Origin of the sequence: Pseudomonas sp. RV120224-01b (assembly GCF_003208145.1) — a bacterium.
GTDB lineage: Bacteria > Pseudomonadota > Gammaproteobacteria > Pseudomonadales > Pseudomonadaceae > Aquipseudomonas > Aquipseudomonas monteilii.
The window spans coordinates 23584-36375 of the sequence record NZ_QKMQ01000016.1; the positions used below are offsets into that span (position 1 = coordinate 23584).

Annotated in this window: 11 protein-coding genes; 9 read left to right on the forward strand and 2 right to left on the reverse strand. The window is 56.8% G+C overall.

The window, feature by feature from the left end:
• Nucleotides 1-84 precede the first annotated feature (84 nt).
• The 6 genes from N436_RS21485 (at nt 85) to N436_RS21520 (ending at nt 7167) form a co-directional block, all read left to right on the forward strand.
• Entirely contained in the window at nt 85-1413 is a 1329-nt protein-coding gene (locus tag N436_RS21485; protein WP_110741896.1) for an integrase arm-type DNA-binding domain-containing protein, read from the forward strand.
• An 893-nt stretch (nt 1414-2306) separates the two neighbouring features.
• On the forward strand, nt 2307-3287 hold the full coding sequence (locus tag N436_RS21495) for an integrase domain-containing protein (protein WP_110741943.1): 981 nt from the start codon (nt 2307-2309) through the stop codon (nt 3285-3287).
• A 592-nt stretch (nt 3288-3879) separates the two neighbouring features.
• Nucleotides 3880-4350 (forward strand): SLATT domain-containing protein, encoded by a 471-nt coding sequence (locus tag N436_RS21505; protein ID WP_110741898.1) that lies wholly within the window; start codon nt 3880-3882, stop codon nt 4348-4350.
• Nucleotides 4347-5405 carry a nucleoid-associated protein gene (locus N436_RS21510; RefSeq protein ID WP_110741899.1) on the forward strand — a complete coding sequence of 353 codons (1059 nt, stop codon included), beginning with the start codon at nt 4347-4349 and terminating at the stop codon, nt 5403-5405. The genes N436_RS21505 and N436_RS21510 overlap by 4 nt, the downstream gene beginning before the upstream one ends.
• Entirely contained in the window at nt 5402-6406 is a 1005-nt protein-coding gene (locus N436_RS21515; RefSeq protein ID WP_110741900.1) for a GTP pyrophosphokinase family protein, read from the forward strand. The genes N436_RS21510 and N436_RS21515 overlap by 4 nt, the downstream gene beginning before the upstream one ends.
• Nucleotides 6407-6843: 437 nt before the next feature.
• Nucleotides 6844-7167: a helix-turn-helix domain-containing protein gene (locus N436_RS21520; RefSeq protein ID WP_110741901.1), complete on the forward strand. Its 324-nt coding sequence runs from the start codon at nt 6844-6846 to the stop codon at nt 7165-7167.
• Here the strand turns inward: N436_RS21520 and N436_RS21525 are convergent.
• On the reverse strand, nt 7164-7508 hold the full coding sequence (locus N436_RS21525; RefSeq protein ID WP_110741902.1) for a type II toxin-antitoxin system RelE/ParE family toxin: 345 nt from the start codon (nt 7506-7508) through the stop codon (nt 7164-7166). The genes N436_RS21520 and N436_RS21525 overlap by 4 nt on opposite strands.
• 447 nt (nt 7509-7955) lie before the next feature.
• On the opposite strand from N436_RS21525, the gene N436_RS21530 reads away from it, so the two are divergent.
• Both N436_RS21530 and N436_RS21535 read left to right on the forward strand, forming a co-directional pair.
• Entirely contained in the window at nt 7956-8696 is a 741-nt protein-coding gene (locus N436_RS21530; protein ID WP_105947375.1) for a phytanoyl-CoA dioxygenase family protein, read from the forward strand.
• A gap of 21 nt (nt 8697-8717) precedes the next feature.
• Entirely contained in the window at nt 8718-9518 is an 801-nt protein-coding gene (locus N436_RS21535; protein ID WP_105947376.1) for a TylF/MycF/NovP-related O-methyltransferase, read from the forward strand.
• Between the two features lie 112 nt (nt 9519-9630).
• Here the strand turns inward: N436_RS21535 and N436_RS21540 are convergent, their stop codons facing one another.
• The gene (locus N436_RS21540; protein ID WP_110741903.1) at nt 9631-11928 is read right to left on the reverse strand and encodes a TonB-dependent siderophore receptor; all 2298 of its coding nucleotides are present in this window, start codon (nt 11926-11928) and stop codon (nt 9631-9633) included.
• A gap of 140 nt (nt 11929-12068) precedes the next feature.
• Here N436_RS21540 and N436_RS21545 point away from each other — a divergent pair, with 140 nt between their 5' ends.
• Nucleotides 12069-12791, forward strand: a complete 723-nt coding sequence (locus N436_RS21545) for a response regulator (protein ID WP_105947378.1) — start codon at nt 12069-12071, stop codon at nt 12789-12791.
• Nucleotide 12792 lies beyond the last annotated feature (1 nt).

The window sequence follows — 12792 nt, forward strand, 5'->3', positions numbered from 1 at the left end:
CCTCCGTCGGGATCCAACAAAATACCCCATCCCCGGGGGTATTTTTAGGGTACAGCGTCTTGCCTGCATGGAGAACGTACCCTTATGCCACGTCTAGCCGTTCCTCTCAGCGACCTCAAATGCCGTACGGCGAAACCTCGCGAACGTGCCTACAAGCTATTCGACGGTGGCGGCATGTACCTCTTCGTGAAACCCAATGGCGTGAAAACGTGGCGATTGCGCTACTTCAAGCCCAGCGGCAAAGAAGGCACGCTGATCATCGGCAACTACCCCATCATCTCGCTGGCCGTCGCGAGGACCAAGCGCGATGAAGCCAAGGCCCTGTTGATCGACAACCTCGACCCTATGGAAGAGAAGAAGAAAGCGAAGGTAGCGGCTCAACGAGCTTCCCTGCTTTTCGAAACCGTCGCCCTGGAGTGGCACGCCGAAATGTCCCGGCGCTGGACAGAGGGACACGCCAAGACCGTCATGAGTCGGTTGCGCACCCACGTCTTCCCCCTGATAGGCCAACGCCCCATTGCTGAACTCGATACTCATGATCTGCTTGAGGTAACCCTCCGTATCAAAGAGCGCGGCACCATGGACGTTGCCCTTCGCGTGCAGAACTATCTCTCCACGATCATGCGGGGCGCGAAGCGGGCGCGGCATATCAGCCAGAATCCGGCGCTCGATCTGGCAGGGTCGATTCATGCCCCGCGTACCGTGCACCGCCCTGCCCTCTCACTCAACCGCCTCCCCGAACTACTCAGCCGGATCGACAACTACAACGGCCGTGAGCTAACCAAACTGGCTGTGCTGCTGACGCTGCACGTGTTCGTGCGTTCCAGCGAACTGCGCTTTGCGCGCTGGGATGAGTTCGACTTGCAAAGGGCGATGTGGGAAATCCCGGACACCCGTAAGCCAATCGACGGCGTGCGCAATTCCACTCGTGGCACCAAGATGAGCGGAGACATACAGATGGTGCCACTCTCCCCCCAAGTCATCGCGATCCTTGAACGGCTGCGCGGCTTGAGTCGCTTCTCCGAACTGGTGCTGCCCGGTGACCACAAGTACTGGAAGCCAATGTCGGAGAACACGGTTAACCAGGTGCTGCGCAACGTTGGCTACGACACATCAAAGGAAGTATGCGGGCATGGATTCAGGACCATGGCCTGTAGCGCCTTGCTGGAGTCAGGACTGTGGACAGACGCGGCTATTGAGCGGCAGATGAGCCACAAGGAACGCAATCGCGTGCGCGCCGCCTATATCCACAAGGCCGAATTTTTGGAACAGCGCAGGCTGATCATGGCGTGGTGGAGCAATTACATCGATGCCAACAGATCGGGGCATGTCACTCCACATGAGTTTGCCCATCCATCTGGGGAAAACATCACCCCCTTGCCAAGTGGGCGTGGCGCATTCAATCGTCGGTGAACCCTCGAGAAGACCGCTGACCGCTCTTTAATTCGGGTCCATCCAAACAGGGCTGCAAAGCCGCCCTGTTTGGATGGACCTCGCTTTGCAAAGCTAAAAGTCGATACAAATCCTTTGGATACCACTGATTTCCACCGGTGGATAATTTCATGCACAGCCCCAGAGGCCACGAGAAATGGGGCGTTGACCAAAATTATCCACAGGCGTAGAACTGTTGTTGCAAACGCTGTCGTTGACAGCACCCCAGGTGACCCGAGCCTTCAAGGTCACGCCGCTCCCGCGGTGGTTCTCCCCCAAGGGCGATTCGCATCCGGCAGCTCGCCCGGTCACTACCCATGTGATGGATGCTCTTACACATATAGCGCTCGTGCGCCAGATACACCGTACCTCGCTGCCCTGCAGCAACCTATCCGCTTGGCCGAATATTGCGCCAACCTGTGCCCGTCTCTTTCTTCTGGAAAGAGACGGGCGCTCCTACCACTGCTGCAGCCCTGATCGCACAAGGCTTTGCGGCATTCCCCCTCGTGACAATCGGCGTGACAAACGCCGATGTCACCAGCAACAGCCATGTAGATGATGGTGCCGCAGACCAGGGAATGGACTGCACCTGACTGACAGTCAGGTATGCCCCGGTCATCGTATTGCTGCTTGCACATGGCTCAGGATCTTCATGCGCTGGTCTCGTCAGCCAGTGCTGCCTCCACCCGCCCACCGGTAACGGTGTTCAGGAGGCCAGATCATGAGATGCCCGTGCTCCCGGTCGTAAGGAGCCGCCAGTCCCGCGTAGAGGACACCCCCACAGGTCGCAGGGGCCTTGATCCCTGATAACACTCAGCATTCTTGGCGGGATGACGTGGGGCGAGGACTGGAGAGCAAGAGATGAGGTGACCGACATGGCATTGGTGGGTAGACGCGATGGCCGAAATTTCGGTTACGGCAGGCAACTGAGCTATGCAGGGCCACAGGCGTTGAGAGACATGTTCGGCGGCGGCCACTACGGCACGGTGAAGGCACACTGTGATCGGTGGCAGGCATTCGTGAAGTGGTGCCGCTCCGAACAGGGTCCCGGTATCAATGATGCGCGGCAGATTGATCGAAAGGTATTGGCCGACTACGCGGCGTATCTGCGCGACATTGTTAGGCGCGGTGATCTCGCCGTCAGCACCGCACAAAATCGGCTATCCAGCGTTAACAGGGTCATGGCTGCGCTTCGCGGTGATCAGTACGTGAAGTTGCCAAGTCCGAGCAAGGCGTTGGGTATGCAGCGCACCGGGATTCGCCAATCAGTGCCGCAGGGCCAAGAACGCGACCAGGTTAAAGAGATCGTCAATGCGCTCTGCAGAAATCATCAGCAACGGGCCGCTGCAATCGTTCTGTTGGCGCGAGCCACCGGCATGCGCTTGCGTGAGGCTATCTTGGCTGACCTGCCACGGCTAAGCCGTGAGGCTAACGAGCTAGGCAGAATTAACATTCAGGATGGCACCAAAGGCGGCCGCGCCGGCGCCTCAGCGCCACGATGGATTGCGGTGGACCACCATGTTCAGGACGCGCTTGGGTTTGCACGGCAGATGTCGCCTGCGAATAGCCGCAACCTGATTGCGCCAGACGAAAGTTATCGAAATGTTCTGCAGGAAATCATCCGCCCAGCGCGGGACGTCCTGCATGCACACAAGCTCAAGGGCTTCCATGAGCTACGAGCGGCGTACGCATGTGAACGCTATGAGCAAATCACCCAACACCCCGCGCCTATCAACGGCGGCCAATGTTGCCAGGCAGATAGGAACCTAGATCGTGAGGCTCGAAGGCAAATCAGCTATGAGTTGGGGCACGGTCGGATCGATGTGGTCGCTGCCTACATTGGGGGGCGAGTATGACTAGGCCGTTTGATATGGAGGTGTTCTTGGTTAGTGTGCAGGCTGGGTCACATGCAACGCGGCAGCGGCACTTGCGGCAGGCGAAGGTTATCCAGGCTGCTATCGAGGAACGATGGCAGCGAAAGACGCCTTGGGTTTGGAAGAGGAAGCACTTGGATTGGTTTTTGAAGCATTGTTTGGCACAGCGCAGTGCGAACACGCGGTATTACTACCTCCTCACTGCGCGACTAATAACTCAGCGCCTGGAGGCGTCATGGACTTTCGATCTCTGAGTGGAAATAAAATCGCCGCCGAAAACGGGCTAATCGTATCATAGGCTATCTCTATGGATCTGTCATCGACCATATGGAAGGGTTATGCCTAATTCCACATTGACTTGCATAAAATACTGTTTATACATACAGTTATCCACGCTAACTGCCAATCCGAAAATCTGCGAGCTTCCCCAGCTGTGATTCTCCCAGTTAGCGGCAGAGGAACTGATGATGCCAAAAAGCCATGTCATGTGATACGTTTAACTCCCAAGCTTGGCAGGGACGTCTAAGATATTTCCGTACATCCCTTCCTCGCATTTCTACACTAAGGGATGTAAATGAGCTCTGAACTAGAATTTCGCAGCAGTGCTGATGTTTTACAGCGCTGGCTCAAGCGATCCAGAGAATCGCAACTTTCGCATCAATTAATGGCAGAACGCCTAAGCTCGGTACATCGTTGGCTGGGCATGCTAACCATAGCTATTACCGCAGGTGCAGGCGCTACCACGTTGCTGGCCACACTTGGGGATGTTTCCAAGGTTGTGATTGGCCTCCTAACTTTGCTGGCAGCTATCCTCTCCTCTTTGCAAACTTTTCTGAAGCTTGAAGATCGCACAAACCTTCATCGAATTTCTGGAGCTGGTTATGGCCAAGTTCGCCGAAAACTTGAACTAGCCATGACTCTCGAAAATTCAGAAAAAGAAATCCGACTGAAGGAAGCCGAGGCTGAATTAAACAAGCTCGCAACCGAAAGCCCGAGTGTGTCCAAGCGGATCTTTGACGCTGCGATGAAAAGGAATGGTCAATGAACAACCCATTCAATAACTTAATTTTTAATCGAATTATTTTGCACAACGTACACAAGCCCGATGAGCATGGTGCAACGCCGGCCACGATCAGTCTTGAGCTGACCACTCTGGATCAGGCAGGTAAGCAAATGCTTCAGGAGCGGGTGAGCAAGGTGCTTGGGACAGGGTCAGGTTCTCTGGCAATGGATGTTGCCAATAAAACGGCCGCCAGCTGCTATGAGTACTCCAAGCAACTAATTCAAGCGCCTGAGCGGGGATTTATAACAACCTCGGCAGCAATTGCCCACCATCACACCTCCATCCACACCAGCAAGCGTTGGCCAGGGGGTACATTGGTGATTATTTCTGGGACAACGGATACGGACAACAAGCGGTGCTTGATCATCATCAAGGCCGAAAAGCAGGCTGGGTTCACAGAAACGGAAGAGGATGGCAAAATCATTCTCGCCTATCTTGAGAATCTTATCCTCACACCGCAGTCCAAGCTTTATAAAATCGGTATTTTTTATGAGACATCTGCCAAAACTAGCGGCACAGTTACTGATCTACATGCGCATGTATTTGACAGTAACATAAAATCCGATGACGATCGTCAAGCTGCCAAATACTTCTACTCTAGCTTCTTAGGACTTAGAATTCCGGACAACGCGGTACAACGGACCCGTGATTTTTTCGAATATACCGCCGAGTTTATTGGCGGAATGGACGCGCCACCAGAACGAAAAATCGACTTACAGCAAGCATTGTACACCTATCTTAAAACGGATACATCGACTACCATCGAAGGTGCCGAGTTTGCTGAACGTTATATGACTCCCGAGGAGTCAGATGATTTTGTCGACTACATCGGTAGAAAAGGATTTCCTGACTCTGCGATTGTCAAAGATACAAAGGCCATTAACAGGAAACTAGCTCGTCGCAAGCTAAGCTTCACGAATGATGTCAAAATTACCGCCCCAGCTGATAAATTTTCAGAGCTTGTAAATGTGGTGGAAACGACGGAAACGCATACTACACTGGTTATCAAAGGAGCTCTTGTGAGCCAGGACAAATGACAGAGGAAGAGTACCTCAGTCGGTTTAGAAGTGAGGCCCCACACCTCAAGGCGTGGGGCCTATTTGTCGTTGAAAAAATCACACAAGCAATAACCTATACTTATGGCACCGAAGCGTATAAGAAATGGGTCAAAATCCCACCTGATATTAGGGTTAAGGACGAGAACTCACTGATTGCCAAGGCCTTTCTGCTTAACAAAGGCTGGTTCTCCAACTATGAGGACATTACAGATAAAGTTGGAGCCCGCTTTGTATTGGGGTTATCTGATCAGATTGTGGAGATCTCGAAGCTCATAGAGGCATCTGATCACTGGCAGACCATGAGCAGTAAAGAGTTTGATGAATGGCGCGAAAAAGATCCTAGAATATTTGACTATCAATCTGCGCACTTCATCGTAACGGCCCATAGCGATTTATCTCACGAAGGGGTATCAATACCAGCAGGCACCAAGTGCGAAATACAGATTAGAACTCTTCTACAGCACGCCTATGCTGAGTTGAGCCATGACACTCTTTATAAATCAAGCATCACCAACCAGCCTGAGGTTCATCGACTGTTCGCCAAGAGCATGGCGCTTATGGAGACGACCGATGACATGCTGCTTAGGGCCAACAAAAGTACCCTAACGTCACTATCTACTATCCAGACCATCAAGGATAAGGTGACAGAGGTAAACGCATTAGAGCTTTCTACAATCATTTTCGAGAACAAATCTCGCGAGAATGATTATATAATTGACCAATTACGGGGCATCATTACCACCAATGGACTTGACGAGTTCGGAGTTTTTGTAAAGCGATTTGCGGATGTCCTCAAGGTCAAAATAACGGACAGGAGCCCAAAAGAATCTATCTATCGTATTTCCGCGATTACTCTTATATATTTCCTTGTTCAGAGCAAGTCTCGCACCCTGCCTAAGCATTGGCCATTTGATCTGCAAATGCTTGAACCAATATACAGCGACCTTGGTATAACTCCGCGATGGATCAAAGACATCTGAGGCAGAAAACTCAGTTTAGCCTCATCGCACCTTCCCGATTCGATTCCACCGAGTGCCATAACTAGCTGATTTATTTGTAGCTATCCTTTGAGGTACGCCAATAAATCCACCAAATTCCAGCCCCGCGAATTTACTACCTTCACAGCAAGAAACCGTTCGTCTGGTGCCACCATACGCAGTACTCAAAAGGCTCACCGAAAGGTGGGCCTTTTTTGTTTTCGGTGTCACAAATCCTTGAAGACGACGCGATCGGTGTAGGAGCTGGCTTGCCTGCGATGGGCTGCGCAGCGGCCCCGGCAATCTCAAGAGAGCACATTTTCTAGGCAACAACGCAGCTCAAAAAACAGACACGCCTTCAAACAGAAACGCTTTGACTCTCCAATTAAGCCCCGCTACGATTTATCTTAAATTTTAGATAATTCTGCTGAGGCAAGCCAATGGCGCTTCAATTCCACGAGAGCCCTTTCCACGTCACCCACGATGCGGAAACGGCCAGCAAGATGGCCTTGAAAATGGACCTGTCCATCTTCATCACAGACTGCATCAAGAAAATGGGCCTCAAGCAGCACGAGGCCGCAGCCAGGCTCAACGTGGCACAGTCACGGGTGTCCGAGCTGGCCAATGGCAAGATCGAGAAATTTACGCTGGACGCCATGATGGATATGCTCGACAAGCTCGGCTTCCGCACCAGCCTTGTCTTGCCCTCGAACGATGATGGCGCCCTTCCCCAGATTGTCATTTCGCAAACGCAAGGTTGCTAAACCCTGTAGCCCATTTTTCTCAGCTCCAGCTTCAGCTCCTTCAACCGGTCTTCAGCGACCTGCATCGCATGCCGGTCAGAGCGGTTGGTCGTTTTCACGAACGAATGCAGCACAACAACCATGTCTGCGTACTTGGCTACATACACGCATCTGAATGCCGGGCTGCCGTTGAGCTCAATCGCCCCCGCTCCCACCGAGTCCGTCAGTGACTTGATTGGCCGCTCGGGGTCCTGCCCGTACTGAATACGCCGCAGGTCCTTGCCGAAGTCATCCTGTACATCCTGTGGCAGGTCCTTGTACTCACGCTCAGCTGCAGCACTGACGAATGCAAACTTTCTCACAGCAGTACCCAGAAAAAATCACTAAAGGTGCGGACAGCATGGAAGTCAGAAGCTAGGGAATGTAGCGCAGTTGCATACGCCAGACGGGTGCAAAAAATGTTTCTGGATTTCGCCCGTTGGACCATGAGAACCAATGTCCGAGAACACGGGAATGCAGCGCTCAGAACGATGGGCTACGACGCCAAGGTAGATATCTGCGGCCACGGGTTACCCTCGACAGGCACGCCAACATGGTGCCCAAATGGGAATAGGGTTGGCCTGAACAAGAACACCCCCTAGCCCGAGGCCGGGGCCAAGCGCCGCGCTCAAGCTTTCGCCAGGCCTGACGATAAGCTAGTCAACGCGCTGCCGCCGTCTCAATGGCCCATGACCCATGGCCTGCAGGCCCAACGCTGAAGAAACGAGGCGGCGTAGAGAGTCGCGTGTCCAGGAAGTCGTAGGGGCCTTATGAGTGCTTTTTCGCTTGATTCAGATGGTTTCGAGATTTTTTCGAACGCCATTCCCCAGCCTTACATCTCAGGTATCGAGACGGAACTGCTCGACGTCGCCGCCCAGTTGGCGGGCCAGTCCTTCGACTCGCTGGACGCGGCCTGGAACCATTTCAAGGCGCATGACCGGGCACTGGGCGGGCTGCTATATAATGCCTTCAAGCGTTTACCTTCGGTGATGAGACTGGCCAGCTCCCCCGAGCTGCTGGCGTTGGCCCGTCGGCATGGCGACGTGGCGTCACCGGCGATCATCGATATCAATTGCCGCATCGACTCGTTCGGTGAGGACCGTTTCCTGTTCGACTGGCACCAGGACTACTGGTTTTCGGTGTGTTCGCCGCAATCGCTGGTGGCCTGGGTGCCACTGACAGCGGTGGACCAGAATACCGGCGGCCTGGACCTGATCTCCCATCGGCATACCCAGGGGCGGCTTTACCGGACCCGGCCCGGCGACACCTATGTCACCTATGCCGACTCGGTGCTGCTGGACGAGGCGATTCCGCAGGCGCACGCGCAGTCCATCGAAGGGCTGTGCTGCCCGGGCGATGTGGTGCTATTCAAGTTCAATACGCTACACAAGTCACGGCCGGTCGCGTCCGCGCAGCACTCGCGGTTCACCATCCAAATCAGGATCGCTGACTTCGGCAATGCAGAATTCATCAGCCATGCGTTCAAACCCAACGTGGTTTCTTCGTTGTAGTTTTCAAAGTAAAGGTGGTCTATGGCGATCTGGGATCTAACCCCGCATGACGCACCCCTCGAACAGATGTACGGGGTGCAGTCTGACAAAGACAAAAAGTTCTGGAACGATCTGGAAGACATTCAAACCCAGTATCCGCACGGTACGCTGCACACGCTGACGCATTGGCCGGTGTACACCAAGCGGATCCTGATGACGCGTTTCCTGGCTCATTTCGAACTGTTCAAGATGACCGTGGACCTGCCGGGGAGCATCGTCGAGCTCGGCGTTTCGCGTGGCGTGTCATTCTTCACCTTCCACAAGTTCCTGGAAATCTTCGCGCCCACCGACACCTCCAAGAAAGTCTATGGCTTCGACTCGTTCGAAGGCCTGTCCGACTTCAACAGCAAGGATGGCGTGGCGGTCAACGACCTGCAGGCCGACAAGAAGTCCGGCGGCTGGTCGGCCGAGTCGGTCGAGGGCGAGATCTTCGCCCTGACCCGGCTGTTCAACGAAGACAACATCCTCGCTCGGGAGCGCTCGCGGCTGATCAAGGGGCGGGTCCAAGACACCTTGGAACCTTTCCTGGAGGCCACGCCTGGCCTGCGTATCAACCTGCTGCACTTCGACCTGGACCTGTACGAGCCGACGCTGTACACCCTGGAAAAGCTCTGGGACCTGGTGGTGCCGGGCGGCGTGGTGGTGTTCGACGAGTACGGCCTGCCGCCATGGGGTGGTGAGGCGACGGCGTTCGATGAGTTCGTCAAGTCGCGCAACATCAAGGTCACCTTGCGCAAGTTCCCTTGGTGCCTGACGCCGACGGCCTATTGCATCAAAGAGTGACCGTGGTTGAGCGGGCTCTTTGCGGGCCTGCAGTAACGACAAAGCCCGGGCATGCGCCCCGGGCTTTGTCATTTCTATCGGCCGTAATCGCCACAAAGGGCAGCGGCTTTGATCAGAACGCCGTGCTGACAGTCAGCGACAGATTACGCGGGTCACCATAAATCGCCCCCGCATAGAACCCGTACTGGGTGTAGTAGTGCTTGTCGAACAGGTTGTTGGCGTTGACGCTGACACTGGTGTCGTCGGTGAGCTGGTACTTGGCCATGGCATTCCAGATGGCATAACCGGACCAGTTCACGTCGGTGGCGCCGTTGCTCACGCCATTGGTGGGCTGGCCAGCCGGGCTGGAAATGGCGCGGATGTTGGATTGCGCGGTCACACCGGCACCCAGGGTCAGGCGGTCGAGCGGGCCGCTGAGGCGGTAGGTGGTCGAGGCCTTGAACAGGTGCGACGGGTCGCTGCGGCCGTCACTGTCGACGCGGCGGAAGTGCAGGTAGGTGTAGCCGGCATACACGTTCCAGTTGGGGGTCAGGGCGCCCGCGACTTCCAGGTCGATGCCGTCGGTTTCCTGGCCGGAGCCGGCCTTGTAGGCGTTGCCACCGGTCGGGGTGGTCAGGTCGCCGTCCAGCACGGCCTTGTTTTCCTGCTTGGTGCGGAAGTACGCCGCCGAGGCGTTCAGGCGGCCGTCGAACCACTCACCCTTGATACCGGTTTCGTAGCTTTGCCCACGAATCGGCTCGACCTTGCTGCCGCTTACGGTTTCCGAAGTTTGCGGCGTGAAGATGTCGGTGTAGCTGGCGTACAGCGAGTAGTTGTCGTTGAGGTCGTACACGGCGCCCAGGTACGGGGTGACGATGCCGTTCTCTTCCTGGCTGCTGCGCGCACCGGCCACGCTGCGGGTAACCGACGAGTAATTGCTGGTGCGCACGCCGACGATCACCGACAGCGGGTCGGTGATGCTCAGGCGGGTGGCGGCGTACATGCCCTGCAAGCGGGTGGTGGTCTTGCTGTGGCGGCCGGTGCGTGAGGCGATGATGTCGTAGTCGTCGTCCACGCCGTTACGCCAGTCGGTCAGCGGGAAGCCGTTGTTGGCGCGGAACTGGCAACCCAATGCAGGCGCGCTGGCCATGCCGTCGCCAACCATGGTGCAGGTGTACTCCGGCGACCAGCCCACGGTGCGGCTGTCGTTGTAGCCGACCATCGCCTGGTGGGTGCGGCCGAACAGCTGGAACGGGCCGGACAGGTCGATCTGGGCCGACTGCTGGGTGGTGTCGCTGGAGCTGTGCAGGCCGTTGAGCACGGCGCCGCTGCCATCCTGGTCCCAGTAGCCGCCATAGGTGCCGCGCCCGGCCGAGTTGACCTTGGCCAGGCCACGGTGGTTCAGGGCTTCGGTAGTGGCCTGGGCGGCTTTCAGGTCCAGCGTCCAGTCGTTGTCGAAGCGGTGTTCCAGCGAGCCGAACGCGGTGCGGGTGGTGTACTCGCCAAAGCTCCAGCTCGGCACCACGTTGGTGCTGCGCGGCAGGTCGGTCTTGCTGCCGTCGCGGTACCACAGCGGGATGTTCGCACCCCAGCCGCCACCCACCACCTTGTTGTACTCGTACTGGTAGCCGGCACCCAGGGTGGTGGCGTCGTCCAGGTCGAACTCGAAGTTGGCCAGCGCGGCGCGGGAGCGCTCGGACTGGTTGTCGCGGAACGAGTTGGCGTCCTGCTGGGTCATCACGAAGCGCGAACGCAGACGGCCGTCTTCGGACAGCGGCAGGTTGAGGTCGGCGCCCAGGCGGCGTTTGTCCCAGCTGCCGTAGGTAGCGTAGGCACTGCCGCCAAAGGTTTTGGTGGGGGCCTTGCGGATCAGGTTGACCGTGGCCGAAGGGTCGCCGGTGCCGCCCAACAGGCCGTTGGCGCCGCGCACGATGTCGATGCGCTCGTACAGGTCCATGTTCAGCGCGTTGCCGCTGCCGCTGAAGTCGGAGCCGCCCTGTGTCTGCAGGCCATCGACCTTCCAGTTGCTGATCGAGTAACCACGGGCACGGTAGTCGGTACGCCCACCCACTTCGGACTTGTTGGCCGTTACACCCGGCGTGGTTTCCAGCGCCTGCTCGATGGTGTGGATGTCGCGGTCATCCATCTGCTGGCGGGTGATGGTGGTGACCGACTGTGGCGTCTGCCGTGGTGTCAGTGCCAGGCCGGTGGAACTGCGGGTGCTCTCGACTGTGTAGCCCAGTTGGCCCGCATCGTCGGCGGGTAGCAGGGCGCTGTCCTCGATCTGCGTGGCGTCCAGCTCCAGGGGTTTACTGTCGGCCGCCATGGCACCACCGCTAATGGCGACGGCGACGAAGAAGGCCAGCGGCTTGATGCGGTTGCCGCTTCGGCTGATGGGGGTGAAGGATTGCGGAATGCTCATGGGATTCATTTGGGAAGGCTTCGTATTTGCAGATGATTTTTTGTTAGGATTCTAGGGATCGGCCCTCCGGGCTCCAGACCCGACATGTACGGGGATGTAATTGAAGGTAATGAGCGCCACAGGCCCTCACCAAACAGGTGTTTTTCCGCATGAGCACGACCCTGCTGGTTGTCGACGATGACGACGAGATCCGCGAACTTCTTTGTGATTACCTGACAGATGCCGGCTACAACGTGCTGGCGGCTGCCGACGGCGAGCAAATGCGCGACCAGCTGGCCCGGCACAAAGTGGAGCTGGTGGTGCTCGACCTGATGCTGCCGGGTGAAGACGGCCTTAGCTTGTGCCGCCAGTTGCAAGCGACCCCGGGGCTGGCGGTGATCATGCTGTCGGCCAAGGGCAGCACGCTGGACCGCATCATCGGCCTGGAAGTAGGCGCCGACGACTACCTGGCCAAACCTTTCGAGCCCCGTGAGCTGATCGCCCGGATCAAGGCCGTGCTGCGGCGCCCGCAACGCCTGGAAACACCCGCAGAAGAGCCTGCCGTTGTGGATGCCCAACTGTTCGCGGGCTTCCGCCTGGAACATGTGAAGCGCCTGCTCACCCGCCCCGATGGCGAAACCCTGACCCTGCCGCGCTCCGACTACCGCGTGCTGCGCGAACTGCTGGAAGCCAACAACCGGGTCGTTTCGCGCGACCAACTGACCCGCAGTGCGTTCGGCCGCGACCACCTGCCCGATGACCGTTCGGTGGACATGTGCGTCAGCCGCCTGCGCCAGCACCTGCGCCGCGCGCCGGCAGGTGCCGCGCAAATACTCACCATCCGCAATGAAGGCTACCTGCTGAGTATCGCCAGTAACGTGGCGGATGCCTGAG